Origin of the sequence: Actinomadura sp. WAC 06369 (assembly GCF_003947565.1) — a bacterium.
In the GTDB taxonomy this organism is placed as follows: Bacteria; Actinomycetota; Actinomycetes; order Streptosporangiales; family Streptosporangiaceae; genus Spirillospora; species Spirillospora rifamycini.
Genome location: NZ_QHJN01000031.1, coordinates 33590 through 59929 on the forward strand (window position 1 = coordinate 33590; position 26340 = coordinate 59929).

The following is a 26340-nucleotide window of genomic DNA, read 5'->3' on the forward strand; positions in this document are numbered from 1 at the left end:
TCCTTCCGGGGGACGCCGCTACTGCAAGTCGCCCGCGGTGTAGTAGCCGCTGTCGACGAGCACCTTCCGGTAGTTCTCCTCGGTGACGATCACCGGCTGCAGCAGGTTGGACGGCACCGTCTTCTCGCCGTTGTCGTAGTCCTTCGTGTTGTTGACCGGCGGGTCCTGCCCCTTCAGGACGGCGTCCGCCATCTGCACCGTGACCTCGGCGAGCTTCCGGGTGTCCTTGAAGATCGTCGAGTACTGCTCGCCCGCGATGATCGACTTGACCGACGCCACCTCGGCGTCCTGCCCGGTGACCACCGGGTACGGCTGCGCGCCGCCGCCGTAGCCGTTCGACTTCAGCGCCGACAGGATCCCGATCGACATGCCGTCGAACGGGGACAGGACGCCGTCCACCTTCGCGCCGTCGCGGTAGTGCCGCGTGATGAGGTCCTCCATGCGGGCCTGCGCGCGGGCCCCCTCCCAGCGCAGCGTCGCCATGGTGTCGAAGTCGGTCTGCTTGCTCTTCACGACCAGCGTGCCCTTGTCGATGTAGGGCTTCAGGGTGTCCATCGCGCCGTCGTAGAAGTACTTGGCGTTGTTGTCGTCGGGGGAGCCGGCGAACAACTCGATGTTGAACGGCCCCTTCTCGCCGCCCTCCGAGCCGTCCGCCTTCTTCACGCCCAGCCCGACCAGCAGCGACGTCGCCTGCTGCACGCCCACCTGGTAGTTGTCGAACGTCGCGTAGTAGTCGACGTTCGGCGAGTTGAGGATCAGCCGGTCGTAGGAGATGACGGGGATCTCCTGGTCGGCGGCCTTCTGCAGCTGCGTGGTGAGGGCGGTGCCGTCGATCGGCGCGACGATCAGCAGCCGGGCGCCCTTGGTGATCTGGTTGTCGATCTGGTTGGCCTGCGTCGGGATGTCGTCCTCGGCGTACTGGAGGTCGACCTTGTAGCCGAGTCCCTCGAGATGCTTCTTGACGTTGTCGCCGTCGTGGATCCACCGCTCGGACGACCGCGTCGGCATCGTCACGCCGACGAGCGCGCCCTTCACGGGCCGGTCCGCCCGCTCCTTGTCGATCGTCTTCTCGCTGGACCCGCACGCGGTCATGCCGAGCGCGAGCCCGATGCCCAGGGCCATGGTGACGAGCTTCCGTGGCTTCACATCTCACCTCGGGGGTGGTGGCGGATGGTTCGCGAGCCACACTGTTACCGGTCACACAAGCATGTCAAGACCCCTCTGTGCTCCGCATCACAACCGTGATCCCCCGTGCCGGACGGCCGCCGCCCGCGGACCCCGCCCCCACCTGCCCCGACCGCGGGACCCGGCTCCCGCCAGGATGCGCTCCACGATGGGGGCGGATTTCCTCGACAGGCATGCCGGAAGTGCCGCGCAGGACGAACGCGAGCCGTTCGGCCGGGTTCGGCGACCCGGCACCGCGAGCGCGGCGGAGTCGGCCGCCATCGCCTGCCGCTCGGGGGGGGCGCGCCTCGAACGGGGGCTCCCGCGCGTCCGGCGGGAGCGCGGCACACGAGCGGGACGGCGCCGGTCGGGCCGGGCTACGGCTCCGGTTCGGACCGCAGCACGAGGACGGCCGTGTCCACCGACGAGTAGATCGGGAAGAGCCGGGTGAGCCCGGTGGTGCGCAGGACGTCCCGGATGCGGGGGCTCACCGCGACCAGGGCGAGCGCGCCGGCGTCCGGCAGCAGCGGGAAGATCCCGGCCAGGACGCTGAGCCCGCTGGAGTCCATGAACTCGACGTCGCCGAAGTCCAGGACCAGGTGGCGGGCGCCGTCGCCGAGCAGCGCGGCGAGGTCGTCGCGCAGCCGGGCGGCGGTGGAGATGTCCACGTCGCCCCCGAGCGTCACGACGGCCAGGTCGGTGTGGAGCGGATGGAACCGGCTGTGCACGGTCAGGGCCATGGTGTCCAGGATGTGCCCCGTGGGCGACCGGTCATTCCCCGGCCGCCGGCGGTCCGCTCACCGTGCCCTCACGTGTTCTGCGCGGACGGCCTGCGCCGCGGCCGGCGCCGCGGTTCGGCGCCCTGCGCGTTCCCGCGGCGGGGCTCGGCGCCCTGCTGCGGCTTGCCGCGGCGCGGCTCGGCGGCCCGCGCGTTCCCCCGGCGCGGCTCGCCCGCCTGGGCGGTGCCGCGGCGCGGTTCGGCGGTCCGCGTGTTCCCGGGCCCCGATGCGGCGGTCTGCGCGCCGCCCCCGCGGCGGCCGTCGCGGGCCGCCTGCCGGGGGGCCGCGGACGCCGGAGGGTTGGCCGGGGGCCGGGCGCCGGTGATGCGGGCGAGTTCGGGGTCGCCGGGGCTCACGCTGGTGGTGCGCGGGGTGATGCCCGCCGCGGCCATCATCGCGTCCACCTCGCGCTGCTGGTCGGGGACCACGAGGGTGACCACGGTGCCGCGCCGTCCGGCGCGCGCGGTGCGGCCGCTGCGGTGCAGGTAGTCCTTCGGGTCGGCGGGCGGGTCGATGTTGACGACGAGGTCGAGGTCGTCGATGTGGATGCCGCGGGCCGCGACGTCGGTGGCGACCAGCACGGTGACGGCGTCGGTGCGGAAGCCGTCCAGGGCGCGGTTGCGCTGGGACTGGCTCTTGCCGCCGTGCAGCGCGGCGGCGCGCACGCCGCGGGTCGTCAGCTTGCGGACGAGGCGGTCGGCGGCGTGCTTCTTCGCCACGAACATGATCACCCGGTCGCGGCGGGCCGCGACGTGCACGAGCGTCTCGTGCTTGTCGGTGTCGGCCACGTGCAGCAGGTGGTGCTCCATGGTGGTGACCGCGCCCTTCGGCGGGTCGACCGAGTGGGTGACGGGGTCGCTGAGGAACGCGCGGACGAGCCGGTCGACGTTGCGGTCGAGCGTCGCGGAGAAGAGCATCCGCTGCCCGTCGGGCGGGGTCTGCTCGAGGAGCGAGGTCACCTGGGGCAGGAAGCCCATGTCGGTCATCTGGTCGGCCTCGTCGAGGACGGTCGTCCGGACCCGGCCGAGCCGGCAGTCGCCGCGCTCGATGAGGTCGGCGAGCCGTCCGGGGGTGGCGACCACGAGTTCCGCGCCGCGTTCCAGGGCGTTCGCCTGGCGGTTGATCGACAGGCCGCCGACCACGGCGGTCAGCCGCAGGTCCAGCGCCCGCGCGTACGGCTCGAGCGCCTCGGTGACCTGCTGCGCGAGTTCCCGCGTGGGCACCAGGACGAGCGCCAGCGGAGCGCGGGGCTCGGCGCGGCGGCCGGCGGTGCGGGCGAGCAGCGGCAGGCCGAAGGCGAGGGTCTTGCCGGAGCCGGTGCGGCCGCGGCCGAGGACGTCCCGTCCGGCGAGCGCGTTCGGCAGGGTCGCGGCCTGGATCGGGAACGGCTCGGTCACGCCCTGGTCGGCGAGCGTCGCGAGGACCGCCGGCGGCAGCGGGAGGTCGGCGAACGACTCGACCGGGGGCAGCGGCGGCGTGGTCCCCTGCGGGGTCGCGAACTCGGCGGCGGGGCGCCCGCCCTCGTCGGGGCGGCGGCCGCCCTTGGCCGGGCGCGGTCTGGACGAGCGGGTGCGTGCGGGACGGGCCATGCTGGGAGCCTTCCACAGGAGCGGTGCGTCGCGTCGCACGCTCGTGCGGGCGATGCCGTGGCGCGCGTCGGCGGAGGGCGGCCGCGCGGGCCGCCCTCCGCCGACGGACGATCAAGCGGGGACGATGTTCTCCGCCTGCAGGCCCTTCTGGCCCTGGGTGATGTCGAACGACACCTTCTGGCCCTCGAGGAGTTCACGGAACCCCTGGGACGCGATGTTGGAGTAGTGGGCGAAGACGTCGGGGCCGCCGCCGTCCTGCTCGATGAATCCGAAGCCCTTTTCCGAGTTGAACCACTTGACGGTACCGGTGGACATGTCGATCTCCTTCAGGTCGGTCCCCGGCGCGCCACCTGCGCGCCGAGCTGCCGCGATGGCCCATCCGGAAGATCCAGAACAACAAAAATGCGCTTGAGGCCGAACGCCGCAAGCGCACCAGAAACATGTCTATGGGAACCGCAACCGATTAGTACGCTACCACACGAATCCGCGGATGCAGGGAAATCCTGCGCGAGCTGCTGTGACGCACGGGTAAATTTCATGTCAGACATCGGGGCGACTCCCGGCGGTGGCCCGGTGAGCGCATACTTAGGGGTGATGAAAACGTCGAAGCCCGCCCAGCGGCGACACCTGCCGACCAGTCCGTTCGCGCCGCCGCCCGCGGCGCCGCCGGTCAAGGAGTTCGAGCCCGAGGACCGCGTCAGCCACGACAAGTACGGGCTCGGCCGCGTCCTGGAGGTCGAGCCCGGACGCGCCGTCCTCGTCGACTTCGGGACGGAGAAGGTCCGGATCCTCGCGCCGTTCACGAAGCTCTTCAAGCTCTGACGCCGCCGGCCCCGCCCGGGGCCCCGTCCGCCGCGCTCCGCCCGCCCGACCCGGGGCGGAGGCCGCGGGACGCCCGTGGAGCGGGCGCCCGCGGCCGGTCCGCGGCCGTCCTCAGGCGCCCGTCAGCTCGTTGGCGGGGCGCGGCGTCCGCGCCTTCGCCTTCACCTCGCCCGACTCGACGTCGACGGCGTACACCATGCCGCCGCCCGGGTCGGTGACGTACGCCGTGTGGTCGCGGACGAAGATCGCGGGACGGGGCCGCTGCCACTCCAGCGGCTCCCGCCACGCGCCCATGATCTCGACCTTCCGCGTCACCTCGGCGCGCTCGGGGTCGATGACGTGCAGGGCCCCGTCGGTGCCGAGGACGAGCGCCTCCCCGTGGGGCCCGCGCGCCAGGGACCGGAACGTGTAGCTCGTCCCGAGGTCGACCAGTTCGAGGCCGCCGGTCCGGGTGTCGATGAGGGAGACCCGCTCGGGGCGTTCGAGTTCGGCGTCGGGGTCGGTCTTGTAGTCGCCGAGGACGATCGGGGACTCCTCGTGGCCGGCCTGGTTGCCGATGCGCCCGTACCCGTCGGGCGCCTTCACCTTGGTGATCTCGCCGTCCCGGTAGATCAGGGCGCCGTCCTCGCAGCCGATGACGACGGCCCCGCCCCGAGCGGTCGCCTCGCCGTGCACGCCGGGGCACTCCTCGCTGCGGGCGATCTCCTCGCGGTCCGCGTCGAGGACGTGCACGCCGGTGCGCTCCTCCTCGGTGCCGAGCGTGGTCAGCAGCGCGCCGTCGGAGAGCGCGACGGCGACGCCGTGGTGCGGGTGCTCGCTGTCGTGGGTCTGCGTCTCGGGCAGCCCGCCGCCGCCGAGCCCGGCCGGGTCGAAGAGGGTCACCCTCCCGGTGCCGTCGGAGAACAGGACGGTCTTGCCCGCGTGGTGCACCACGTGCCCGGGCTTGGGGGCGGCGAACTCCCGGTCGGTGAGCCGGGCGCCGGCCGCGTCGAGGACGCGGAACCCGGTGGCGGTCGAGACCAGCACGTGGCGCCCGTCGCCGGCGGGGTTGACGCGGTTGAAGCCGTCCAGGGGGATGTCCTCGACGACCTCGAGCGTCGCGGGGTCGAGGACGTACAGGCCGCCGTCGTAGGTCGCGACGAGCGGGTCCCGCACCGCGGCGGCGGGCGCGGACGCCTCGCTCCGCGCGGCGGAGCCGCCGTCGCCCTGGCCGCACGCGCTCAGCGCGAGGCCGAGCGCGACCAGCGCCGCGGGCAGCGCGGCCCGCGCGCCGGGCCGGAACCGTTCGGGGTGTCTCATCTCTCGTCTCACTTCCGCTGGAGATCGGGTGGGGATCGGACGGGGTGCGGCGGGGTCAGCGCGCCGCGAGGCCCTCGGTGATGGCCGCGGTGTTGGCGCGCATCATCCGCAGGTAGGTGGGGGCGCCGCCGCCGGCGCCGGTGAGCGACTCGGAGTGGAGCGGGACGACGGCGATGTCGAGCCCGGTCTCCCGCGCCATGACGCGGGCGAGCCGGTCCGGCTGGGAGGAGTCGGCGAACACGGTGCGGACGCCCGCGCCGCGGACCGCGTCGGCCAGCGACTTCAGGTCCGAGCCGCTGGGCGAGGCGAGCGTGGTGCCGCTCGGGATGACGGCCCCGACGACCTCGAAGCCGTAGCGCCGGGCGAGGTACCCGAACACATGGTGGTTGGTCACGAGCTTGCGGCGGTCCGGCGGGATCCGCGCGAACGCGCCGCGCATGTGCGCGTGGAGTTCCGCGACCTCCGCGCGGTACGCGGCCGCGGCCGCGCGGACCCCCGCCTCGTCGATCCCGTCGACGTGCTCGACGATCCGGTCGGCGATGACGTCGACGGCCTCGAGCATCCGGACGGGGTCGGTCCAGAAGTGCGGGTCCGGTGCGCGGGCGGTGTCGCCCCCGGCGTAGGGGATCGGGTCGACCTCCGCGCCGACGGCGAGGACCGGGACGCCCTGCTCCTCGGCCGCCCGGACGTTGCGGGCCACGCCCTCCTCGAGGCCGAGCCCGTTGTGGATCAGCAGCGCGGCCTCCTCGATGCGGGCCGCGTCCCGCGCGGAGACGCCGAACGAGTGCGGGTCGGCGCCGGGCTCCATCAGCACCGTCACCTCGGCCCGGTCGCCGGCGACGGCGCGCGCGACGTCGCCGAGGATGTTCGTCGTGACGACGATCCCGGTCCGTTTGGAGCCCGGAACGGAGCAGCCCGCGACCGCCAGGCAGAGCACGGCGAGGAGCGCGGCGCGGAGCGCGGCGAGGTCCCGGCGGCGGCCGTCCGCGGGGCGGGCCGCCGGTGCGGTCACCATCCCGTCTCCACCATGTGCGCGGGTGAGAAGGGCAGGTCGAACGTGCGCGCCGTCCGCAGGTCGTCGTTGTAGTCGATCTCGTGGACGGCCCGGGCGGCCGGGTCGCTGACGTACGCGCGCGCCGTGTCGACCTCGATCACCGGCGCCGCACCGTCCGCGCCGTCCGGGTCGTCCAGCAGGTCGGTGCGCGCCAGCTCCTCGCCCGTCGCCGGGTCGTAGGAGCGCAGCGCGCCGTCCCGGCCGAGCAGGAGGACGGGCGCGTCCGCGCCGACCGCGTTCACCGCGACCGCGGGACCGTCGCCGACGCGGTGCCACGCGCGGGCGCGGACGTCGAGGACCCAGGCGCCCGCGTCCCCGGCCCGGGCCGCCAGCACGTCCGATCCGGGGCGGTGGCGGAACTCCGCCGCGCGCTCGGCGCGCGGCACCGCGCCCGGGTAGGCGATCTTCGCCGCGCGGAACGCTCCGCCCTCGCCGGTCACCAGCAGGGCGCCGTCCGCGCAGCCGAGGACGGCGCCGCGCCGGGTCGCCGCCTGCCCGCGCGGCTCGGGGCACGCCGCGGGGAGCCGCGACACGCGGCGGCCGTCCCGTCCGTGGACCGCCACCTCGCCGTCCGCGGAGGCGACGACCAGGTGCCCGGCATGGGCGACGGCCACCCGGCCGGGGATGCGGGCGAGCTCGGCGACCTTCCCGGCGTCGAGGGCCTTCCGGTCGAGGACGCGCACCTTGCCGCCGGCCGCGAGGGCGGTCACGGCGGGGTCGCCGCTGACGCCGGGCGCCTCCGGGACGTCCAGGCGGCCCACCGTCCGCGCGTCCGCGCGGTAGTGGTGCACGTGGTCGCCGTGGTCGACGGTCCAGGTTCCGCCGTCGAAGACGCGCAGGCCGTCCGGGGTCGACAGGTAGGCGAAGCGGCCGTCGGTGCCCACCGCCGTGACCCCGGCGGGTTCTCCGGCGCCTTCTCCGGCGGGCGCGGTCTCGCCGGTGGCGGGGTCCAGCGTGCGGACGCGGCCGCCGTCCGCCTCGGTCAGGACGAGCCGCCACTGCGCCTCGGCCGTCTCCTCGGCGCCCTCGACGTGGCCGTGCGGGACCGGCGCGGCGTCCGCGCGCTCCCGCTCGCCGCCGGAGCCGCCGCACGCCGCGAGGAGGACCCCCGCCGCGAGGACGGTCGCCGGCGCGCGCCACCGGGCGCGTCTCGTGCTGCCACAGTTCATGACGGGTACTCGGGTTCCTTTCATCGGGGGCCTCCGGGCCGTGCCGGGGCGCCGCGCGGGCGGCGGTCGCGCAGGCCGGCGCCCAGCGCGGAGAGGAAGAACAGGGCCACCGCGGTCGCGGCGATCGTCGCGCCCGCCGCGGTGCCCAGGTGCCAGGAGACGAGCAGGCCGGTGAAGGTCGAGAGCGCGCCGAGCAGCGCCGCCCCGGCCATCACCAGCGGGACGCTGCGCGCCCACAGCACCACCGCCGCGGGCGGCGCGATCAGCAGCCCGAACACCAGCAGGGTGCCCACCACGTGGAAGGACGCGGTGATCGCGAGCGTCAGCAGCGCCAGCAGCAGGGCGTTGGCGAGCCGGGGCCGCAGGCCCAGGGTCCGCGCCTTGCGCGGATCGAAGGCCAGCGCGACGAACGCGCGGTGGCCCGCGGCGGCGATGCCGGCCGCGGCGCCCAGCGCCGCCGCCAGGACGGCCAGGTCGCGCGGCCGCACCGCGAGGACGTCGCCGAACAGGAAGGCGGTCAGGTCCACCGCGTAGCTCTGCGAGTGCGACACCAGGATCACGCCGGCGGCGAGCATGCCGACGAACAGCAGCCCGATGCCGGTGTCCCGGGACAGCCGCGGCGACCGCGACAGCGCCGTCACGCCCAGCGCCATCGCGGCCGCGCTGAGCAGGGCGCCGACGAACAGGCTCCCGTTCAGCAGGGACGCCGCCGCGACGCCGGGCAGCATGCCGTGCGACATCGCGTCGCCGAGGAAGGCCATGCCGCGCAGCACGACCCAGGTGCCCGCGAGCGCGCAGATGCCGGAGACCAGCAGCCCGCCCACCAGCGCCCGCTCGACAAAAGACACCCCAAAGGGGGCGAAAAGCCACTCCATGAGCAAGGATCGTACAATGAAAACCGTTATCGTTTGCAAGGGAGGGTCGATGGACGAGACGGCGATCACGATGCGCGGGATCCGGGCGGGCTACGGCGCCACGACGGTGCTGCACGACATCACGGCCCGCGTGCCGCGGGCGCGCGTGACCGCCCTCGTGGGCCACAACGGTTCGGGAAAGTCGACGCTGCTCGGCGTCCTCGCGGGGGCGCTCGCGCCGACGGCGGGCACGGTGGAGCGCGCCGGGGACCGGCGGCCCGCGCTGGTGCTCCAGCACACCGACGTCCCCGCCGCCCTGCCCATGACCGTGCGGCACGCCGTGGCCATGGGGCGGTGGGCGGACCGCGGCTGGTGGCGGCCGCTCACCGGGGCCGACCGGGCGCTGGTCGCCGGCTGCATGGAGCGCGTGGGCGTCGCCGGGCTCGCCCGCAGGCAGCTCGGCGAGCTGTCCGGCGGCCAGTACCAGCGCGTGCTCATCGCGCAGGGGCTCGCGCAGCGGTCGGACCTGCTGCTGCTCGACGAGCCGGGGGCGGGGCTCGACCGGGAGTCCCGGGAGCGGCTCCTCGAGATCTTCGACGACCTCGCCGCGGACGGCGTCACGGTCGTCCACGCGACGCACGACGCCCGCGCGGCGGCGCGCGCCGACCACCGGCTGCCGCTGAAGGAGGGCCGGCTGCTCGCCGAGCGGCCGGCCCTACCGCGGGATCACAGGTAGAGGCCGGTCCCGTGCTCGGGGCGCTCGCTGGCGATGGCGTGCAGGTCGCGCTCGCGCATGACCAGGTAGTTCTCGCCCTTGATCTCGACCTCGTACTGGTCTTCGGGGTGGAACAGGACGCGGTCGCCGGGCTTGACGACGCGCACGTGGTGGCCGACCCCGCAGACCTCGCCCCAGACCAGGCGGTTGGTCTCCTCGACCGTCGCGGGGATCACGATCCCGCCGGTGCTGCGGCGTTCCCCGCTGTCCTTCTCGACCTTGATCATGACACGGTCGTGAAGCATCTGGACTTCGAACTTCGGCTCGGACACGCGGGCGAGTTTAGTCGTTTGTGCGGGTGAGGGCGTTCCAGGCGTCCGCGACGATCTCCGGGAGGGCGCGGGACGCCCGCCAGCCGAGGTCCGCGCGGATCGCGGCGGCGTCGCAGACCAGCTCCGCCGGCTCCGGCCGGGCCGGGCGCCGCAGCGCGCGGACGGGCCGCCCGGTGACCCGCTCGACGGTCGCGACGACCTCGTGGACGGCCGCGCCCGCGCCCGTCCCGACGTTGTAGACGCGGTCCTCGCCCGGACGGACGGCCCGCAGGGCGCGGACGTACGCGTCCGCGAGGTCGTCCACGTGCAGGTACTCGCGGACCGCCAGGCCGTCGCCGTTGATTTCCAGGTGCGGCTCGTGCCCGGCGGCCACCGCGAGCGCCTTCGGGATCAGCCGGGTGAGGTCGGGGTCGGGACGGCCGTCGACGGACCCGGACACGTTGAACGTGCGCAGGACCGCCGCGCCGATCGCGCCCGTGCGGGCGTGGTGGCGGATCATCTGCTCGGCGGCGAGCTTCGTCGCGCCGTACGGGCTCGCCGGCGCCGTCCCGGCCGTCTCCGGGATGGGGCCGCCCCCGGGCGGGGCGCCGTACACCGCGGCGGTCGAGCCGAACACCACGCGCGTCCCGCCGCGGCCGACGGCGCGCAGGAGGGCGAGGGTGCCGCCCACGTTCGTCTCGTAGTAGGCGAGGGGGTCGTCGAACGACGCGCGGACGCGGGTGAGCGCCGCGAGGTGGCACACGCCGTCGTAGGGCCCCTCCGGCAGGGCGCCGAGCAGGTCGCCCGCGACGGGGCGGACGCCGCGCGGGAGGTCCGCGCCGCGGCGGACGAGCCCGTCCACCTCGTGGCCCGCCGCCGCGAGCCGCCGCGCCACCGCGTAACCGATGTAGCCGCCCGCCCCGGTCACCAGGATCCGCATGCGTTCAGCATCGCCCATCGCGCGGGCCGATGCGGGGGCGACCCGCGCGCTCCCCGGCCGGAAGCGGACGCCGCCGGGCGGCCGTCACGCGGCGGCCGTCACGCGGCGGCCTTCACGCGCTCTTCGCGGCGCGCGTCCTCCTCGTAGCGGGGGAAGAGGGCGAGCGCGGCGAGGGCCAGGCCGAACCCGGCCGTGCGCAGCAGGAACGGGCCGGGTTCGCGCGGCCACGCCTCGCCGAACAGCACGGTCCCGCTGACGATCAGGTACAGCCGTCCGATGACGGTCAGGACGGCCGCGACGATCGACACCCGGCAGCGCTGCAGCGCGACCTGGAGCTGTCCGAGCGCGATCGCGGCGAACCCGAGCGTGAGGTACGGGTACGGCGACTCCAGGATCGCGCGGAGGCCGCCGGTCTCGGCGTGGACGAGGGCGATGCCGCGGATCCCGGCCTCGGCGAGGCCCGCGCAGGCCCCGGCGCCGATGCCGTAGGCGACGCCCGACAGGCGGCGGGCGTGCCGGCCGCCGGCCCGCCGGTCGCCGACGAGCCAGACGAGCGCCGCGACGAGGAACGCCGGGACGCACAGCGCGAGCATCGGCCACGGCGCGGCGAGGGTGCCGACGAGGGTCGCGTCCGCGACCGGCTCGCCGGCGGGGTCGGCGGACATGCCGATCAGCAGGGTCGCGAGGACGAACAGCGCCATGCTCGTCCATTCGCGGGGCGTCAGCCGCTCGTCGAGGAACCACACGGCGTACGCGACGAGCAGGACGAGGCCGACGGCGAAGACCGGCTGGGCGACGGTGAGCGGCAGCAGGGAGAACGCGACGATCTCGTAGCCGAGGCCGAGGAACAGCAGCAGCCCGCCGCCGAGCCAGATCGGGTCGGTCAGCATCAGCCGGGCGACGCGGAACGGCCGCCCGCCGCGCAGCGGCTCCATCCGGCGGGCGGACACCCGGAAGATCAGGAACGCGACGTAGTAGGTGGTGGTCGCGATCAGCGCCAGGGCCGCGTGGCCCGGTTCGTGCATGCGTATACCTCCCGGCGTGCAGGGCGAAGGACGCCGCTCGCGCGCCGGAAGAGCAACGTGCACTCATACCTTGCCCCGCCGAACCCCGCCTGACAAGGGATCAGTCGTATCTGCGGCCGCGCTTGGAGGAGAGACGCGCGACGAGGCCCTGCGGGACCAGCCGGGTGAGGCCGACGATCGCCTTGTACTGGACGCCGGGGACGCTGACGCGCGCGCCGCGGCGCAGGTCGCGGAGCCCGGCGTCGACGACGGCGTCCTTGTCGAGCCACATGAAGCCGGGGACGTCCGACATGTCCATTCGGGCGCGCTCGTGGAACTCCGTGTGCACGAAGCCGGGGCAGAGCGCCATGACGCGGACGCGGCCGCCGGAGCGGGCCGCGATGTCCGCGGCGACGCCCTGGCTGAAGCCCACCACCCAGGACTTGGACGCGCCGTAGGTGCCGCGCGTCGCGAACGCCGCGACCGACGACACGTTGACGACGCCGCCGCGGCCGCGCTCGAGCATGCCGGGCAGCACCGCGTGGGTGAGGCGCAGGACGGCCTCGCAGTGCACCTTCAGCATGGTGAGCTCGTCGGAGACGGGGACGTCGAGGAAGACGCCCCGGTTTCCGAACCCGGCGTTGTTGACCAGGAGGTCGACGTCCTTGCGGACGCGCTCCTCGGCGGCGGCGAGGCCCTCCTCGGTGGCGAGGTCGGCGGTCAGCGTCTCGGCGCGCACCCGGTACCGGTCGCGCAGGCCGGCGGCGGTCTCGTCGAGCCGGGCGGTGTCGCGGGCGAGCAGCACGAGGTCGAAACCGTCGGACGCGAGCCGCCGGGCGAAGGCGGCGCCGATGCCGGCGGTCGCGCCGGTGATGAAGGCGGTCGGCATGCGCCGAGCCTACCCAGTGGTAGCGGGGCGTGCGCGGAAGTGCCGCGGGTCGGGGCGCCGGGTGGCGCGGCGGTAGGCGAACGTGAACCCGGGCCAGTTGTTCACGACCGTCCCGTCCGCCTGCCGGTACCAGCTGTCGCAGCCCGCCTCCCACACGGTGGCCCGCATCCGCTCCCGCATCTCCCGGACGAACGCGTCCTCGACGTGCGGGCGGACGTCGATCCAGTCGAGCCGGTGGCGGCGCAGGGCCTGCACGCAGCCGACGACGTACCGGAACTGCGACTCCAGCATGTAGATGATCGAGTTGTGCCCGAGGTTGGTGTACGGGCCGTAGAGCAGGAACAGGTTCGGGAAGCCGCTGACCGTGATGCCGAGGTGGGCGCGGGCGCCGTCCCGCCACGCCTCGTTCAGCTCCCGCCCGTCCCGTCCGACGATCTTCATGGGGGCGAGGAAGTCGGTGGTGCTGAACCCGGTCGCGTACACCAGCACGTCGGCCGCGTGCTCGCCGCCGGACGTCCGGACGCCCGCCGGCGTGATCCGCTCGATCGGGTCGGTGACCAGGTGGACGCCGGGCCTGGTGAGCGCCGGATAGTAGTCGTTGGACACCAGGATCCGCTTGCAGCCCATGCGGTAGCCGGGCTGGAGGGCGCGCCGCAGGCCGGGGTCGTCGACGGCGTCGCGCAGGTCGCGCCGGAACCGGGTCTCCATGAGCCCCATCAGCTTCGGGTACTTGAAGAAGCCCAGCGCGCGCGACTCGAGCTGCGCGTAGATGCGGGCGCGGCTCAGCCCGTACGCGCCCGGCACGTTCCGGAGGACGGCCTGCTTCCACGGCGGGTAGGGCCGGTCGGGCTTGTCGATGACGTACGGGGGCGTCCGCTGGAAGACGTGCAGCTCGGCGGCCTCCCGGGCGAGTTCGGGGACGATCTGGACCGCGCTGGCGCCCGTCCCGACCAGGGCGACGCGGCGCCCGCGCAGGTCGACGCCGTGGTCCCAGCGCGCGGAGTGGAAGGCCGGGCCGGCGAACGACTCGCGGCCCGCGATGTCGGGGAGCGCGGGCCGGTTGAGCTGCCCGGACGCCGACACCAGGACGCGCGCCTCCAGTGCGCCGCCCGTCGTGGAGATCCGCCACAGCGCGGCGTCCTCGTCGAACCGGGCCTCGGTGACCTCGGTGCCGAACCGGATCTTCTCGAGCACGCCGTACTTGCGGGCGCAGTGCCGCAGGTAGTCGAGGATCTCCGGCTGCGGCGGGAACCGGCGCGTCCAGTCGGTCTTCGGCTCGAAGGAGTACGAGTAGAGGTGCGAGGGGATGTCGCAGGCGGCGCCGGGATAGGTGTTGTCGCGCCAGGTCCCGCCCAGCTCGCCGGCCTTCTCGAGGACGACCACGTCGCGGACCCCGGCCATGCCGAGCCGGATCGCCATCCCGATGCCGCCGAACCCGCTTCCGATGATCACCACGCTGTGCGTCATGGGCGCCGTCCCGAATGTCGTTCTGGTGAACTCTGGTCCGAGCGTAGGTGACCATGAGGTCACTGACCAGAGCGGCGGAACGGGCGTTTTTGTCGGGATGTTCTGTCACGATCTCCCCCATGTCCGACGCACCCGCGCTCTCCCCGGCCGCGCCCGGCACGACCTCGTCCATGACGGGGACGCCGACCTCGCGCGCGGCGTCGTGGGGGCGGCGGCGCTGACCGGCGGCACGTCCGCCCCGCACCTCGCCGCCGCCGAGATCACCGACCCGGCCGTCCGCCGCCGGATCGCCCGCCGACCCAGGAGCCCCGCATGGACCTCGTCGCCCGTCTGCACCGCGTCCTGACCGGCCCCGCCCCCGAGGACGCGGGCTTCACGGTCACCGGTGCCGAACTGGCCGCGCTGCCCGACGCGGCGCTCGGGGACCTGCTCCCCGCCGCGTACGCGGTGCCGTCCGCGGTGAAGGCGTGGGAGGCGACGAGCGCGCGGTTCGCCGTCGAGGACGCGGCCAAGGAGCGGCAGCCCGCCTTCGGCCCCGACGCGTGCCGCCGCATGTTCGACGCGCTCGTCACCGGGCTGGAGCGCCGCAAGTGGGCCGACCTCACGCTCGGCACGGCGGCGCTCGTCCGCTGCACCGGCCCGTGGCCGGACGATCTCGGCGCCCCCGCGCGCACGCTCGTCCGGTTCCTGCTGGACGCGGACGACCTGGGCGCGCCGCTCGCCCTGCTGGCGGCCGCGGGCCTCGCCGCGGACCCGCCGGAACCGGGCGGCGAGGGCGGTCTCCTCGCGGAGGCCGCCGGGCGGCTCTCGCGGGGCGCCGGGCCGATCGCGCGGAGCGAGATCGGCGTCATCGCCGGGCTGCGGCCGTCCGACCGGGTCGGGCTGACCGAGCTGGACCGCCGCCGCACGCACACCGCGCCGCCGCCGCTGCCGGACGCCTGGCACCGCGCCGCCGCGATCCCCGCGTACGCGGCGTGGGCCGAGAGCGCGCTGCGGGAGGCGGCCGACCGCGCCGACGCCGTCCAGGACGGGACGATCCCTTACAAGGCCGACAAGGCGTTCGCGGCGGACGAGGTGGTCGCGCTCGGCCGCGCCGCGCGCGTCGCGCTCGCCGCCGACGCGCCGTGGCTCCCCGCCCTGCTCGACCGGCTCCTGCCCGGCATCGCCGTCGCCCCGACCGCCGCGAAGACGCTGCCGTCCCAGGCGCTGCTCTACGAGATCGCCCGCGCGGCCCAGGACGTCCCGACGCCCGAGCTCGTCACGGCGCTGCGGGACGTGCGGGGGACCGTCCGGCACGCGGCGGTGCCCAAGCAGCTCGACCGGATGCTGAAGAAGGCCGACGCGGCCCTCGCCGAGCGGACCGAGGTGGCGCTCCGCCTGCCCGACCTCGGCTTCGGCCCGGACGGCGTGCTCCGCCGCGACCTCGGCGGGCACACCGCCGTGGTCGCGATCGAGGGCACGGCGGCGCGGCTGGCGTTCGTCAAGGACGGGCGGGAGCTGCGGAGCGCGCCGGCGGCCGTCCGCCGCGACCACAAGGACGCGCTGAAGGAGCTGCGCGACCTCGTCAAGCGGGTCGGCGCCCAGCTCGCCACGCTCTGCCGGGCGCTGGAGGGCGGCCTCGCCGGCCGGGCCGCGCACCCGTTCGGGTGGTGGCGCGACCGGCTCGCCGGGCACCCCGTCGCGGGCGCGACCGTCCGCGCCCTGATCTGGGAGGTCGAGACGGCGCCGGGCGCGTGGACGGCGGTCCTGCCCGAGACGGGCGCGCTCCCGGACGCGCCGGACGACGCCGCCGTGCGGCTGTGGCACCCGGTCGGCGCCCCGGCCGAGGACGTCCGGGCCTGGCGGGACGCGGTCGTCGAGCGGGGCGTGCGGCAGCCGTTCAAGCAGGCGTTCCGCGAGACCTACCGGCTCACGCCCGCCGAGCGGGAGGCCCGCGCGGACTCGGCCCGGTTCGCCGGGCACCTCGTCCGCTACCGGCGGATGTACGCGCTGTTCCGGGCGCGCGGCTGGACGAGCGGCATGCTCGGCCCGTGGGACGGCGGCTCGGCGGACGAGGCGTCGCGCGTCCTGGCGGGGGAGTGGCGGATCCGGTTCGGGCACGTGCTGGCCGAGCCGGGGCCCGAGGACCTCGCGGCCACCGACCGGGTCCGGTTCGACCGGTTCGCGGACGGCGCGTGGCGCGCGGCCGAACTCCCCGACGTCCCCCCGGCCGTGTTCAGCGAGGCGATGCGGGACGTGGACCTGTTCGTCTCCGTCGCCTCCATCGCCGCCGACCCCGACTGGACGGGCGACGGCCCCGCCCTCGCGTACTGGGAGCGGGCCCGGTTCGGCGAGCTGGACGAGAGCGCGCTCACCCGTCGCGACGCCCTCGCCCGCGTCCTGCCCCGCACGAAGATCGCCGACCGGTGCGAGCTGGACGGCCGGTTCCTCGTGGTGCGCGGCGCGCTGCGCACGTACCGGATCCACCTGGGGTCGGCGAACGTCCGGATGGACCCGGACGACGCCTACCTGTGCGTCGTCCCCGACCGGCGGCCGTCCGGGCGGGTGCTCCTCCCGTTCGAGGAGGAGCGGCTCGCGCTGATCCTCAGCAAGGCGTTCCTGCTCGCCGCGGACGACGCGATCACCGACCCGTCCATCCTGGAGCAGATCGGGCGGGGCGCGCGATGACCGAGGTGACCTTCCGGGACGAGACCGCGGCCGGCCGGGCCGTCGCGGAGTTCGCCGTGGCGGGGCTGCCCGCGCGGATGACCGTCCGGGAGCTGATCCGGCTGCGGGTCCGGGAGGAGGTCGCGCGGCACGACGCGGCGCCCGCGTCCGACCGGTTCCACGGGCTCGTCCGTCCGGGCGGCGCCGAGGCGGGACCGGACGGCCGCCGGCCGCGGGAGCCGCGGCGGCTCGACTGGGAGCGGCAGGCCGAGCTCGCCGAGCGGGCGTTCGCCGCGAACGGGTTCGTCGTGCTGGCCGGCGACCGGCAGGTGGAGGACCTCGACGAGGAGGTCGACCTCGCCGCCGATCCCGAGCTGGTCTTCATCAGGCTCGTCCCGCTCGCCGGCGGGTGACCCTAGGGGAGCAGCCCGAGCTCGTGGGCGCGCAGCCCCGCCTGGAAGCGCGACTCGGCGTCCAGCAGCACGAGGATCTCCGCGACGCGCCGCCGGTAGGTGCGCAGCGACATGCCGAGCCGCCGCGCCGCCGCCTCGTCCTTCAGGCCCTCGGCGAGCAGCCGCAGGATGCGGCGGCTCTCGTCGGTGAGCGCGGGCGCCCGGTCGCGGCGGTGGTCGGCGAGGTCGGCCGACCGGTCCCAGGCGGCCTGCAGCAGCGAGACGACGCCCGCGACCACGCCCGGCGAGCGGACGACCGTGTACTCGCGCACCCCGGCGCGCGGCGGGCCCGCCAGGATCGCGACGCGCCGGTCGACGACGATCGTCTCGTGGGGCAGCGGGGCGGTGCAGATGCGGACGGCGACGCCCGCGCGCGAGACGTCCAGCAGGTGCCGCTCGGCCTCCTCGGTCGCCAGCGCCGCCGGGGTGTAGAGCTTGCGGACGGCGGGCGCGTGCCGCATCGCCCGCCGCTTGGCGAGGAGCCGCTCGCGGAAGCCGGGGAGCGCCCAGGTGTCGAGGTCGCGGGCCGCGCAGGCGAACTCCTCGCGCGCCTCGAACAGGTGCCCGGCGCGTTCGAGCAGCGCGGCCTCGCCGCGCAGCGTGACGTTGAGGTCCGTGCTTCCGGTGCTCGTGTCCGGACGGGTGCCGACGCTCATCGGGATCCAGTGTGCCACCGCGCCCGTGCGGGCGGCCAGATGGCAGCAAGCTGCCAGCCGCTCGCCCGTACCGGGGCAAAACGGCACGGTTGGTGTCATGACGAATGAAACGCATTTCATGCTGGGCGGGGACCTGCGGGTCCGCCGGATGGGGTTCGGTGCGATGCGGCTGGCCGCGGGGAACGTCGACGGGCCGCCGCGCGATCCCGACACGGGGCTGAAGGTCCTGCGGCGGGCCGTGGAGCTCGGCGTCGACCACATCGACACCGCCGCGTTCTACGCGCGGGGCGGCGTCGCGGCGAACCGGCTGATCCGGGAGGCCCTCGGCGGCCCCTACCCGGAGGGGCTCGTGATCGCCACCAAGGTCGGCCCGTTCAAGGGGCCGGACGACCCGTTCCCCACCGGGCAGGTGGCGGCGGACGGGCTGCGCGCCCAGGTCGAGCAGAACCTGGCCGAGCTCGGCCTCGACCGGCTCGACCTCGTCAACCTGCGCCCCGGCGGCCTGGCGGACCCGGGCGGCGAGTCGATCGCCGAGCGGTTCGAGGCGCTCGCCGCGCTCCGCGAGGAGGGGCTCATCCGGCATCTCGGAGTCAGCCACGTGGACGCGGCGCAGTTCGCGGAGGCGCGGGCGATCGCCCCCGTCGCGTGCGTCCAGAACAGGTTCGACATCACGATGCCGCAGGACGCGGCCCTGCTCGCCGAGTGCGAGGCCGCGGGGATCGCGTGCGTCCCGTACTTCCCCCTGGGCGGCTTCGGGATCCCGGACGACGCCCGCGTCGCGCGGATCGCCGGCCGGCACGGCGCGACGCCCGCGCAGGTGCTGCTCGCGGGCCTGCTCGCGCTGTCCCCGGTGATGCTCGCGATCCCCGGCACGGGCTCGGTCGAGCACCTGGAGGAGAACATGGCCGCGGCCGACCTGCGGCTCACCGCGGAGGACCTCGCGGACCTGGCGGGCGGAGCAGAGCGGTAAAAATCGGTACCGAAACGGTGAAACTCGTGCGTATCGTGTGAGACAAATATGTCTTACTTGATACGGGGGTATCGCGCATGCAGATGCGCGAAAAGATCATCGAGGCGGCGCTGCGCCGCCTCAACGAGGACCCGGCGGCCTCGATGGCCGACCTCGCCGAGGCCGCCGGGATCAGCCGGGCCACCCTGCACCGCCACTTCGCCGGACGCGACGAGCTGATCGACGAGATCGGCACCCAGGCGCTCGACCGCTGGGAGGCAGCCCTGGACTCCACCGGGGTGGACGCCGCCGCGGCGTCCGCCGACCCGGACGTGCACCTGGCGACCGTCCGCGCGCTCCTGGAGGTCTTCGCCGACCTCGCCCACGAGCACGGCTGGTCGATCACCTTCGCCCCGGCGGAGTCCCGTGCCCGCCTGCAAGAGCGGTCGGACCGGCTGGAGGAGCGCGAGATGCGCCTCTACACCGCCGCCCAGCGGTCCGGCGTGCTCCGCCCCGACCTGCCCGTCCGGTGGGTGAGCAACTGCGTCTACGGGCTGTGCGTCACGGCCCGGGAGAGCCTGCGGCGCGGCGACGTCGCGCCCCGCGACGTCGCCCGGCTGATGGCCGAGACCTTCCTGACCGGGGCGGGGGCCCGGCCGTGACCTCGAAGACGCCGCCCGCCCCGGACGCCTCCGACGCCCCGGACGCGCCCCGCGCGGCCGCCGCGCCGGACCCGCGCCGCTGGGCGGGCCTGGCCGTCCTGTCGGCGAGCCTGCTGCTCGTCGTCATGGACATCACCATCCTCAACGTCGCCCTCCCGGCGATCTCCGCCGACCTGCGGCCCGACACCGTCTCGCTGCTGTGGATGGTGGACGTCTACGCGCTCGTCGTCGCGGGCCTGCTCGTCACCGTCAGCGCGCTGGGCGACCGCTGGGGCCGCAAGCGGATGCTGATCAGCGGGTTCGCGGTCTTCGGCACCGCGTCGGTCCTGGTCGTGTTCGCCGACAGCCCGGGCGACGTCATCGCCGTGCGGGCGCTGCTCGGCGTCGGCGGCGCGATGATCATGCCGTCCACGCTGTCCATGATCCGCACCCTGTTCCCGGACGGGCGCGAGCGCGCCACCGCGCTCGGCGTCTGGGCGGCCATGGCGGCGTTCGGCGCGGCGTTCGGCCCCATCGTCGGCGGGTTCCTGCTGGAGCACTTCTCCTGGCACTCGGCGTTCCTGGTCAACGTGCCGGTGATGGCCGCGGCGATCGTCGCGGGGCTCCTCCTGCTGCCGGAGGCGCGCCACCCACGCCCCGGGCCGCTCGACTTCCCCGCCGTCGTGCTGTCGATGGCCGGCATGGTCGCGCTCGTCTACGCCATCAAGAACGCCGGCAAGTACGGCCTCACCGACGCCACCGCGCTGGTGTCGGCCGCGGTCGCCGCGGCGGCGCTCGGCTGGTTCGTGCGCCGCAGCCTCCGCCGTCCCGACCCGCTGCTGGACCTGCGGCTGTTCCGCCGGCCCTCGTTCGGCGCGGGCGCCCTCGCGGCCATGACCACCGAGCTGGCGATGGCGGGCATGATGCTGCTGATGGCCCAGTGGATGCAGCTCGTCCAGGGCTACGGGCCGCTGGAGACGGGGTTGCGGCTGCTGCCGACGGCGCTCGCCGCGATCGTCGCGTCCCCGGCCGCGCCCGCCGTCGCCGCGCGGGTCGGCGCCCGGACCGTCCTGGCGGGCGGGCTCGCGGTCGCCGCGCTCGGCTTCGCCGTCCTCGGCCTGGCCCCGCAGCCGATCGGGTACTGGCCGGTCGCCCTCGCGCTGATGCTGATCGGGCTCGGCATGGGGTCGCTCGCGATCGCGTCCGCCGTCATCATGGCGGGCGCCCCGCCGGAGAAGGCGGGCAGCGCCGCCGCCGTCGAGGAGACCAGCTACGACATCGGCGGCGCGCTCGGCATCGCGCTGCTCGGCAGCCTCGCCGCCGCGGTGTACCGGAGCGACCTGTCGACCGGCGAGCTGGCGTCGCTGGGCGTCACCGGCGGCGCCGCGGACGCGGCCCGCGAGTCCCTCACCGGCGCGCTGGACGTCGCGGGCCCGGTCAACGCGTCCCTGGCGGACTCCGCGCGGACCGCGTTCGAGCACTCCCTCGGGCTGACCGGCCTCGCGGGCGCGCTCCTCATGCTGGCCGCCGCGGCCGTCGTGTGGCGCCTCACCCCCCGCGATCTCGATCTGTCGGCCGCCGACCACTGAGCGCCGCGCGCCGCGCGCGGGCCCGCCGAGGCCGTAGCCTGGTGCGTCACCGATGGGAAGGGAGCCAGATGTCGGCGACGCGGCTGCTGGTGCTCGGCGGCGTGCGGCGGTCGGGGCGGGCGCACGGCTACACGGTCCGGCGCGAACTGCTGTCGTGGGGATCGGACGAGTGGGCGCACGTGAACCCCGGCTCGATCTACCACGCGCTCAGGCAGCTCGCCAAGGAGGGCCTGCTGCACGCCCACGGCGTCGAGGAGAGCGACGCGGGCCCCCCGCACGTGGACTACGAGATCACCGACGCGGGCCGGGAGGAGTTCCTGCGGCTGCTGCGGTCCGCGATCGGGACGGTCGACGTCCGGCACCCCGAGATGCTGACCGCCGGGCTCGGCTTCCTCACCGAGCTGCCGCGCGCCGAGGCGGTCGCGCTGCTGCGGGGGCGGCTCGACGGCCTCGCGGCCTGGCGGGCGTCGGTGGCCCCGCCCGCGGAGCGGCTCGACCCGGGCGACCACCTGCGGGAGCTGCTCGGCTGGTGGACGCACTCCGCGGACGCCGCGACCGCGTGGACGCACGGGCTGATCGAGCGGCTCGAGGCGGGCGCGTACGTTATGGCGGGCGAGACCGCCGAGACCGCCGAGGCGGGCGGGGCGTCCGAGGCGGGCGGGACGTCCGAGGCCGCCGCGACCGCCGGCACCACGGGGTAGGCGCGGTCCCGCCCGTACCCGGCGCGGCCGGGTGCGGGCCGGATCAGGTGTCGACGAACGTCTGCGGGACGACGACGCGCAGCGCGTTGCCGCGCAGCCGGATCGTCACCGGCGTCCGGCCGCGGACCTCGCCGTCCACGTCGACCCGCAGCGGCGGGTCGGTCTCGATCTCGACGCGGTCGGTGGTGAGGAACACGTCCTCGGCGAGCGAGCGGCGCGGCCCGGTCAGCACGTGCCGGGCCGTCGCCGACGCCAGCCGCAGCCGCCGCTCGTCGCCCAGCCGGTAGACGGCCAGCAGCCGGTCGTCCGGGCTGGCGTCGCGGGCGATGCGGGTCCCGCTGTGGTGGGCGCCGTTGGCGATGTTCAGCTGGTGGGTCTTCATCTCGCGGGTCTCGCCGTCGATGGTGATCCGCGCCGTGAACGCCCGGTGCCGGGGCAGCAGGCCCGCGGCCGTCAGCGCGTACGCCGCCCGTCCGGCGTACCGCTTGAGCAGGTGCGGGACCTTGCCCGCGACGTGCACCGACAGCCCGAGGCTGACCATGTTCGCGAAGATGTGCGCGCGGTCGTCGCCGGGGCCCTCGGCGCGCGGGTCGTCGGTGCTGTCGAACCAGCCGACGTCCACGTCCGCGACCTTGCCGCCCGCCGGACCGCCGACCCGCAGGGTGCGGACGGCGCCCGGCAGGTCGAGCGGCAGCTCCAGGCTGCGCGCGAAGTTGTTGGTGGTGCCGAGCGGCAGGACGCCGAGGGCGATGTCGCGGTGCGCGAGGTTTCCGACGGCCTCGGCGACCGTCCCGTCGCCGCCGCCGACCACGACGAGGTCGGGCTCCAGCGCCAGGACGTCCTCGAACATGCCGCGCAGCGTGCCGGGGTCGGTCACCGGGAACACGCGGACGAACTCGAGCCCGGCCTCGTCCAGCAGCCGCCGCGCCGTCCCGTACAGCCGGCGCCCGCGGCGCGACCGCGCGTTGACCACCAGCACGGCCCGGCCGCCGGACCGGATGGCCGACTCCAGTTCGGTCTTGCTGCGCATCTCAGGTGCTCCGCCTCCGGGCGCTCGCCCATTCCACGTTCGGCGCCACCCTACCGGTGACGTGGACCGCGATCCCCGGCCCGATATTTTATAAACCGATTACTCAACGTTGAAACACCGTGTGAGCCGGGGCTCCCGACAGAGATCACGTAGAGTGCGGGCGTGACCGAACCACGTTCCGGGCCGCGTTCGGACGCCGAGATCACCGGCTTCTGGCGGGCGCTGGGCCTCCCCGGGCTGATCGACGTCCACACCCACTTCATGCCGCCGCGCCTGATGGACGCGGTGTGGGAGTACTTCGACCGGGCCGGACCGCTGATCGGCACCGAGTGGCCCATCCGGTACCGGCTCCCCGAGGACGAGCGGATCGCGTTCCTGCGCGACCGCGGCGTCCGCGCGTTCACGTCCCTGCTGTACCCGCACCGTCCCGGCATGGCCGAATCGCTGAACGCGTGGGCCGCGGAGTTCGCCGCACGCGTCCCGGAGTGCGTGCAGACCGCGACGTTCTTCCCCGAGCCGGACGCCGCCGGCTACGTCCGCCGGGCGATCGACGCGGGCGCCCGCGTGTTCAAGGTCCACCTGCAGGTCGGCGGGTTCGACCCCCGCGCGCCCGAACTCGACGAGGTGTGGGGGACGCTCGCCGACGCGGGCGTCACCGCGCTCGTCCACGCTGGATCGGGCCCGGTCGCGAACGGCTTCACCGGGCCCGGCCCGTTCGGCGGCGTCCTCGCCCGGCACCCCCGCCTGTCGGCGGTCGTCGCGCACATGGGCGCCCCCGAGTGCGCCGGGTTCTTCGAGCTGGCCGACCGGTACGAGGGCGTCCGTCTCGACACCACGATGGTGTTCACCGACTTCGGCCTGTCCGAGTTCCCGGACGCCCTCATGCCCCGGCTGCGCGACCTCGGCCTCGCCGGGCGCGTCCTGCTCGGCACCGACTTCCCCAACATCCCGTACGCGTACGCCCACCAGCTCGAGGGCCTCGCCCGCCTCGGCCTCGGCGACGACTGGCTCCGCGCCGTCTGCTGGGACGGCCCCGCGAAGCTGCTCGGCGTCCCCGGCTGACCGGTCAGTGGCCGCAGGGCGCCGAGCCCGCGTGCCGGTGCGGCTCCGGCGAGTCCGACACGTGCCGGGGCCCGTGCGCGTCGTCGCAGTGGACGGCGGACGCCGCCGCGTGGTCGACCTCCAGCGTCGTGTGCGTGATCCCGTACCAGGCCCGCAGGACCTCCTGCAGGTCCCGGCGCACCGCGTGGCAGTCGCCCTCGCCGTCCACCAGCACGTGCGCCGACAGCGCCGGGTAGCCCGAGCTGACCTCCCACACGTGCAGGTCGTGGACCTCCTCCACGCACGGCCGCCGCGCCAGCCGGGCGCCCAGCTCGGCGGGGTCGATGCCCGCGGGCGCCGCCTCCATCAGCACCCGGCCCGCGTCCCGCAGCAGCCCGTACCCGGCCTTGAGCATCAGCGCCGCGACCACCAGCGACGCGATCGCGTCGGCCCGCGCGAACCCGGCCGTCCAGACCAGCAGCCCCGCGATCGCCGTGGCGATGAACGCGAACAGGTCGTTCAGGATGTGCTGGAACGCTCCCTCGACGTTCAGGCTGCTCCGGTTCGCCTTGCCGATCAGCCACGTCGCGATCAGGTTGACCACGACCCCGGCCAGCGCCGTGAAGAAGACGAACCGGCCGTCCACCTCCGGCGGGTCGATGAGCCGGTGCACGCCCTCGTAGACGAAGTACACCGTGAGCAGGATCAGCGTCAGCCCGTTGAGCTGCGCCGACAGGATCTCCGAGCGGCGCAGCCCGTAGGTGTAGCCGCCCTTCGGCGGCCGGGCCGCGATCCGCATCGCCACCAGCGCGAGCGCGATCGCGAACGCGTCCGTCATCATGTGCGCCGCGTCGGTCATCAGGGCCAGCGACCCGGCGAGGAAGCCGATCACCACCTCGACCGACATGTAGCCCACGATCAGCGCGAGCGCCCCGCCGAGCAGCCGCCGGTCCGCGCTCGCGGAGATGCCGTGCCCGTGGCCGTGCCCCTGCTCGGCGCCGTGCCCGTGCCGCGCCGCCGTCATGACCCGTCCTCCCCGACGTGCGCGAGGGCCAGGTCCAGAAGCATCCGGACGTGCGAGTCGTCCAGCCGGTAGTACGCCCGCCGCCCGGCCCGCCGCACCTGGACGACCCGGCTCGCGCGCAGCAGCCGCAGGGTGTGCGACACCGCCGACTCCGTATGCCCGCAGGACGCCGCGATGTCGCACACGCACATCTCGCCGCCTTCGAGCAGCGCGGTGATCACGCGCAGCCGGCCCGGGTCGGACAGCAGCCCGAACACCTGCGCGAGCTCGCCGATCGTGTCCCCGTCCGGCAGCGCGGCCCGGACCAGGGCGACCTTCTCCGGATCGACGACCCGGACGGCGCATTCCTCGGCGGTCGCGACATCTGAAGGAGTGCTCATATGAGCAAACATAGCGCAGAACCGCGGCCGGAGGCCAGGCGCTCACCCCCCGGCCCGCCCTCCTCCGGCGAATCCTCGCAGGTCACGGCCCTCGATCGCGGCCGCCATGAGGTCGGGGAACGCGTCCGGCGTGCACGCGAACGCGGGCACGCCCAGCGCGGCGAGCGCCGCCGCGTTCCCGTGGTCGTGCGCGGGCGTCCCGTCGTCCGACAGCGCGAGCAGCACCACCACCCGTACCCCGGACGCCGTCAGCGCCGCCGCCCGGCGCAGCAGCTCGTCCCGCGAACCGCCCTCGAACAGGTCGCTGATCAGCACCAGCACCGTCGAGGACGGCCGGGTGACCAGCCCCGCGCAGTAGGCGAGCGCGCGCCCGATGTCGGTGCCGCCGCCGAGCTGCGTGCCGAACAGGACGTCCACCGGATCGCGCAGCCGCCCGGTCAGGTCCACCACCGACGTGTCGAACGCCACCAGCGACGTCCGCAGCGACCGCAGCGACGCGAGCGCCGCGCCGAACACCCCGGCGAACACCACCGACGCCGCCATCGACCCGCTCTGGTCGACGCACAGCACCACGTCCCGCAGCGCCGCGCGCCCGCGCCGCCCGTGCCCGACCAGCCGCTCCGGGACGAGCGTCCCCCGGTCCGGCAGGTAGTGCCGCAGGTTCGCGCGGACCGTCCGCTCCCAGTCGACGTCGGCGGCCCGCGCCGGGCGGGCGGTGCGCGCCGACCGGTCGAGGGCGGCGCCGACCGCCGACCGGGTCCGCTGCGCGAGCCGCCGCTCCAGGTCGTCCGCGACCCGCCGCACCACGGCCCGCGCCGACTCCCGCGCCCGGTCCGGCAGCACGGTGTTCAGCGCCAGCAGCGTGCCCACGAGGTGGACGTCCGGTTCGACGGCGTCCAGCATCTCCGGCTCGAGCAGCAGCCGCGCCAGGTCGAGCCGCTCGATCGCGTCCCGCTGCATGACCTGGACGACCGTCGACGGGAAGCACGCGCGCACGTCGCCCAGCCACCGCGCCACCGACGGCGCCGAGTCCCCGAGCCCGGCCCCGCGCCGCCCCGGCCGCGCCCGCCGCTCCCCGGAGTCGCTTCCCGTACAGCCGCTCCAGCGCCCCGTCCATCCGCGCGTCGTCCCCCGCGAGCGCGGCGCCCGTCCCGTCCGCGGGCCCGCCCCCGAGC

28 protein-coding genes are annotated in these 26340 nt (G+C 75.2%); 10 read left to right on the top strand and 18 right to left on the bottom strand.

Features of this window, described 5'->3' with window-relative positions; all coding sequences use genetic code 11:
• Positions 1-18 precede the first annotated feature (18 nt).
• The 4 genes from chvE to DMH08_RS11230 all read right to left on the bottom strand — a co-directional run bounded on the left by chvE (position 19) and on the right by DMH08_RS11230 (position 3847).
• Positions 19-1146, bottom strand: a complete 1128-nt coding sequence (chvE, locus tag DMH08_RS11215) for a multiple monosaccharide ABC transporter substrate-binding protein (RefSeq protein ID WP_325052919.1) — start codon at positions 1144-1146, stop codon at positions 19-21.
• Positions 1147-1541: 395 nt separating this feature from the next.
• The gene (locus tag DMH08_RS11220) at positions 1542-1904 is read right to left on the bottom strand and encodes an STAS domain-containing protein (RefSeq protein ID WP_026400419.1); all 363 of its coding nucleotides are present in this window, start codon (positions 1902-1904) and stop codon (positions 1542-1544) included.
• A 68-nt stretch (positions 1905-1972) separates the two neighbouring features.
• Positions 1973-3532 (bottom strand): DEAD/DEAH box helicase, encoded by a 1560-nt coding sequence (locus DMH08_RS11225; protein WP_125613487.1) that lies wholly within the window; start codon positions 3530-3532, stop codon positions 1973-1975.
• A gap of 111 nt (positions 3533-3643) precedes the next feature.
• Positions 3644-3847 (bottom strand): cold-shock protein, encoded by a 204-nt coding sequence (locus DMH08_RS11230; protein ID WP_026400418.1) that lies wholly within the window; start codon positions 3845-3847, stop codon positions 3644-3646.
• Positions 3848-4126: 279 nt separating this feature from the next.
• On the opposite strand from DMH08_RS11230, the gene DMH08_RS11235 reads away from it, so the two are divergent.
• Positions 4127-4354, top strand: a complete 228-nt coding sequence (locus tag DMH08_RS11235) for a hypothetical protein (protein ID WP_034516088.1) — start codon at positions 4127-4129, stop codon at positions 4352-4354.
• A gap of 111 nt (positions 4355-4465) precedes the next feature.
• Here DMH08_RS11235 and aztD read toward each other — a convergent pair whose 3' ends face one another.
• From aztD to aztB, 4 genes are read right to left on the bottom strand one after another with little or no spacing between them, the layout of a single operon-like run.
• Complete coding sequence (gene aztD, locus DMH08_RS11240; RefSeq protein ID WP_125613489.1) at positions 4466-5653, bottom strand: zinc metallochaperone AztD; 1188 nt, start codon at positions 5651-5653, stop codon at positions 4466-4468.
• A 55-nt stretch (positions 5654-5708) separates the two neighbouring features.
• Positions 5709-6668 (bottom strand): zinc ABC transporter substrate-binding protein AztC, encoded by a 960-nt coding sequence (gene aztC / locus DMH08_RS11245; protein ID WP_125613491.1) that lies wholly within the window; start codon positions 6666-6668, stop codon positions 5709-5711.
• Entirely contained in the window at positions 6662-7876 is a 1215-nt protein-coding gene (locus DMH08_RS11250) for a hypothetical protein (protein WP_125613493.1), read from the bottom strand. The genes aztC and DMH08_RS11250 overlap by 7 nt, the downstream gene beginning before the upstream one ends.
• A gap of 20 nt (positions 7877-7896) precedes the next feature.
• Positions 7897-8751, bottom strand: coding sequence for a zinc ABC transporter permease AztB (gene aztB, locus DMH08_RS11255; RefSeq protein WP_034516086.1), 855 nt, complete (start codon positions 8749-8751; stop codon positions 7897-7899).
• Positions 8752-8800: 49 nt separating this feature from the next.
• Here aztB and aztA point away from each other — a divergent pair, with 49 nt between their 5' ends.
• Complete coding sequence (gene aztA, locus DMH08_RS11260) at positions 8801-9466, top strand: zinc ABC transporter ATP-binding protein AztA (protein WP_125613495.1); 666 nt, start codon at positions 8801-8803, stop codon at positions 9464-9466.
• Here aztA and DMH08_RS11265 read toward each other — a convergent pair.
• The 5 genes from DMH08_RS11265 to DMH08_RS11285 all read right to left on the bottom strand — a co-directional run bounded on the left by DMH08_RS11265 (position 9457) and on the right by DMH08_RS11285 (position 14056).
• Positions 9457-9777: a GroES family chaperonin gene (locus tag DMH08_RS11265; RefSeq protein WP_026400412.1), complete on the bottom strand. Its 321-nt coding sequence runs from the start codon at positions 9775-9777 to the stop codon at positions 9457-9459. The two genes, aztA and DMH08_RS11265, sit on opposite strands and share 10 nt — an antisense overlap.
• A 10-nt stretch (positions 9778-9787) precedes the next feature.
• On the bottom strand, positions 9788-10696 hold the full coding sequence (locus tag DMH08_RS11270) for an NAD-dependent epimerase/dehydratase family protein (protein WP_034516073.1): 909 nt from the start codon (positions 10694-10696) through the stop codon (positions 9788-9790).
• 98 nt (positions 10697-10794) lie between these two features.
• Positions 10795-11721 (bottom strand): DMT family transporter, encoded by a 927-nt coding sequence (locus DMH08_RS11275; protein ID WP_051299982.1) that lies wholly within the window; start codon positions 11719-11721, stop codon positions 10795-10797.
• 100 nt (positions 11722-11821) lie between these two features.
• Positions 11822-12589: an SDR family NAD(P)-dependent oxidoreductase gene (locus DMH08_RS11280; RefSeq protein WP_125613497.1), complete on the bottom strand. Its 768-nt coding sequence runs from the start codon at positions 12587-12589 to the stop codon at positions 11822-11824.
• Positions 12590-12598: 9 nt separating this feature from the next.
• Positions 12599-14056, bottom strand: coding sequence for a flavin-containing monooxygenase (locus DMH08_RS11285; protein ID WP_034516267.1), 1458 nt, complete (start codon positions 14054-14056; stop codon positions 12599-12601).
• A gap of 97 nt (positions 14057-14153) precedes the next feature.
• Here DMH08_RS11285 and DMH08_RS11290 point away from each other — a divergent pair, with 97 nt between their 5' ends.
• The 3 genes from DMH08_RS11290 to DMH08_RS11300 are packed head-to-tail and all read left to right on the top strand — an operon-like array spanning position 14154 to position 17115.
• On the top strand, positions 14154-14402 hold the full coding sequence (locus tag DMH08_RS11290) for a hypothetical protein (RefSeq protein ID WP_125613499.1): 249 nt from the start codon (positions 14154-14156) through the stop codon (positions 14400-14402).
• On the top strand, positions 14369-16723 hold the full coding sequence (locus DMH08_RS11295) for a DUF4132 domain-containing protein (protein ID WP_125613502.1): 2355 nt from the start codon (positions 14369-14371) through the stop codon (positions 16721-16723). Before DMH08_RS11290 ends, DMH08_RS11295 begins: the two co-directional genes overlap by 34 nt.
• Positions 16720-17115, top strand: a complete 396-nt coding sequence (locus DMH08_RS11300) for a hypothetical protein (RefSeq protein WP_125613504.1) — start codon at positions 16720-16722, stop codon at positions 17113-17115. Before DMH08_RS11295 ends, DMH08_RS11300 begins: the two co-directional genes overlap by 4 nt.
• Before the next feature lie 2 nt (positions 17116-17117).
• Here the strand turns inward: DMH08_RS11300 and DMH08_RS11305 are convergent, their stop codons facing one another.
• Positions 17118-17810 carry a helix-turn-helix transcriptional regulator gene (locus DMH08_RS11305; protein ID WP_051299979.1) on the bottom strand — a complete coding sequence of 231 codons (693 nt, stop codon included), beginning with the start codon at positions 17808-17810 and terminating at the stop codon, positions 17118-17120.
• A gap of 97 nt (positions 17811-17907) precedes the next feature.
• Between DMH08_RS11305 and DMH08_RS11310 the strand changes: the two genes are divergently transcribed.
• The 4 genes from DMH08_RS11310 to DMH08_RS11325 all read left to right on the top strand — a co-directional run bounded on the left by DMH08_RS11310 (position 17908) and on the right by DMH08_RS11325 (position 21690).
• Complete coding sequence (locus DMH08_RS11310) at positions 17908-18780, top strand: oxidoreductase (protein WP_026400407.1); 873 nt, start codon at positions 17908-17910, stop codon at positions 18778-18780.
• Between the two features lie 77 nt (positions 18781-18857).
• Positions 18858-19421 carry a TetR/AcrR family transcriptional regulator gene (locus tag DMH08_RS11315; RefSeq protein WP_026400406.1) on the top strand — a complete coding sequence of 188 codons (564 nt, stop codon included), beginning with the start codon at positions 18858-18860 and terminating at the stop codon, positions 19419-19421.
• A complete protein-coding gene (locus DMH08_RS11320; protein ID WP_233617529.1) occupies positions 19418-20989 on the top strand; it encodes an MFS transporter in 1572 nt (523 codons plus the stop codon). The genes DMH08_RS11315 and DMH08_RS11320 overlap by 4 nt, the downstream gene beginning before the upstream one ends.
• A gap of 68 nt (positions 20990-21057) precedes the next feature.
• Complete coding sequence (locus DMH08_RS11325) at positions 21058-21690, top strand: PadR family transcriptional regulator (RefSeq protein WP_125613505.1); 633 nt, start codon at positions 21058-21060, stop codon at positions 21688-21690.
• 43 nt (positions 21691-21733) lie between these two features.
• Here the strand turns inward: DMH08_RS11325 and DMH08_RS11330 are convergent, their stop codons facing one another.
• Positions 21734-22720 carry a diacylglycerol/lipid kinase family protein gene (locus DMH08_RS11330; RefSeq protein WP_125613507.1) on the bottom strand — a complete coding sequence of 329 codons (987 nt, stop codon included), beginning with the start codon at positions 22718-22720 and terminating at the stop codon, positions 21734-21736.
• 162 nt (positions 22721-22882) lie between these two features.
• Between DMH08_RS11330 and DMH08_RS11335 the strand changes: the two genes are divergently transcribed.
• On the top strand, positions 22883-23782 hold the full coding sequence (locus tag DMH08_RS11335; RefSeq protein WP_026400403.1) for an amidohydrolase family protein: 900 nt from the start codon (positions 22883-22885) through the stop codon (positions 23780-23782).
• A gap of 4 nt (positions 23783-23786) precedes the next feature.
• Here the strand turns inward: DMH08_RS11335 and DMH08_RS11340 are convergent, their stop codons facing one another.
• The 3 genes from DMH08_RS11340 to DMH08_RS11350 all read right to left on the bottom strand — a co-directional run.
• Complete coding sequence (locus DMH08_RS11340) at positions 23787-24785, bottom strand: cation diffusion facilitator family transporter (RefSeq protein ID WP_026400402.1); 999 nt, start codon at positions 24783-24785, stop codon at positions 23787-23789.
• Positions 24782-25165, bottom strand: coding sequence for an ArsR/SmtB family transcription factor (locus DMH08_RS11345; protein WP_125613509.1), 384 nt, complete (start codon positions 25163-25165; stop codon positions 24782-24784). The genes DMH08_RS11340 and DMH08_RS11345 overlap by 4 nt, the downstream gene beginning before the upstream one ends.
• A 42-nt stretch (positions 25166-25207) precedes the next feature.
• Positions 25208-26340: VWA domain-containing protein (locus DMH08_RS11350; RefSeq protein ID WP_125613511.1), on the bottom strand; the 1133-nt coding region annotated here is incomplete at its 5' end.

Bases quoted from the DNA above. Each gene is read 5' to 3' on its own strand.
- DMH08_RS11220 (WP_026400419.1), bottom strand. From the start codon at position 1,904: ATGGCCCTGACCGTGCACAGCCGGTTCCATCCGCTCCACACCGACCTG.
- DMH08_RS11225 (WP_125613487.1), bottom strand. From the start codon at position 3,532: ATGGCCCGTCCCGCACGCACCCGCTCGTCCAGACCGCGCCCGGCCAAG.
- DMH08_RS11230 (WP_026400418.1), bottom strand. From the start codon at position 3,847: ATGTCCACCGGTACCGTCAAGTGGTTCAACTCGGAAAAGGGCTTCGGA.
- DMH08_RS11235 (WP_034516088.1), top strand. From the start codon at position 4,127: ATGAAAACGTCGAAGCCCGCCCAGCGGCGACACCTGCCGACCAGTCCG.
- aztD (WP_125613489.1), bottom strand. From the start codon at position 5,653: ATGAGACACCCCGAACGGTTCCGGCCCGGCGCGCGGGCCGCGCTGCCC.
- aztC (WP_125613491.1), bottom strand. From the start codon at position 6,668: ATGGTGACCGCACCGGCGGCCCGCCCCGCGGACGGCCGCCGCCGGGAC.
- DMH08_RS11250 (WP_125613493.1), bottom strand. From the start codon at position 7,876: ATGAACTGTGGCAGCACGAGACGCGCCCGGTGGCGCGCGCCGGCGACC.
- aztB (WP_034516086.1), bottom strand. From the start codon at position 8,751: ATGGAGTGGCTTTTCGCCCCCTTTGGGGTGTCTTTTGTCGAGCGGGCG.
- aztA (WP_125613495.1), top strand. From the start codon at position 8,801: ATGGACGAGACGGCGATCACGATGCGCGGGATCCGGGCGGGCTACGGC.
- DMH08_RS11270 (WP_034516073.1), bottom strand. From the start codon at position 10,696: ATGCGGATCCTGGTGACCGGGGCGGGCGGCTACATCGGTTACGCGGTG.
- DMH08_RS11275 (WP_051299982.1), bottom strand. From the start codon at position 11,721: ATGCACGAACCGGGCCACGCGGCCCTGGCGCTGATCGCGACCACCACC.
- DMH08_RS11280 (WP_125613497.1), bottom strand. From the start codon at position 12,589: ATGCCGACCGCCTTCATCACCGGCGCGACCGCCGGCATCGGCGCCGCC.
- DMH08_RS11285 (WP_034516267.1), bottom strand. From the start codon at position 14,056: ATGACGCACAGCGTGGTGATCATCGGAAGCGGGTTCGGCGGCATCGGG.
- DMH08_RS11290 (WP_125613499.1), top strand. From the start codon at position 14,154: ATGTTCTGTCACGATCTCCCCCATGTCCGACGCACCCGCGCTCTCCCC.
- DMH08_RS11295 (WP_125613502.1), top strand. From the start codon at position 14,369: ATGGACCTCGTCGCCCGTCTGCACCGCGTCCTGACCGGCCCCGCCCCC.
- DMH08_RS11300 (WP_125613504.1), top strand. From the start codon at position 16,720: ATGACCGAGGTGACCTTCCGGGACGAGACCGCGGCCGGCCGGGCCGTC.
- DMH08_RS11305 (WP_051299979.1), bottom strand. From the start codon at position 17,810: ATGAGCGTCGGCACCCGTCCGGACACGAGCACCGGAAGCACGGACCTC.
- DMH08_RS11310 (WP_026400407.1), top strand. From the start codon at position 17,908: ATGACGAATGAAACGCATTTCATGCTGGGCGGGGACCTGCGGGTCCGC.
- DMH08_RS11315 (WP_026400406.1), top strand. From the start codon at position 18,858: ATGCAGATGCGCGAAAAGATCATCGAGGCGGCGCTGCGCCGCCTCAAC.
- DMH08_RS11325 (WP_125613505.1), top strand. From the start codon at position 21,058: ATGTCGGCGACGCGGCTGCTGGTGCTCGGCGGCGTGCGGCGGTCGGGG.
- DMH08_RS11330 (WP_125613507.1), bottom strand. From the start codon at position 22,720: ATGCGCAGCAAGACCGAACTGGAGTCGGCCATCCGGTCCGGCGGCCGG.
- DMH08_RS11340 (WP_026400402.1), bottom strand. From the start codon at position 24,785: ATGACGGCGGCGCGGCACGGGCACGGCGCCGAGCAGGGGCACGGCCAC.
- DMH08_RS11345 (WP_125613509.1), bottom strand. From the start codon at position 25,165: ATGAGCACTCCTTCAGATGTCGCGACCGCCGAGGAATGCGCCGTCCGG.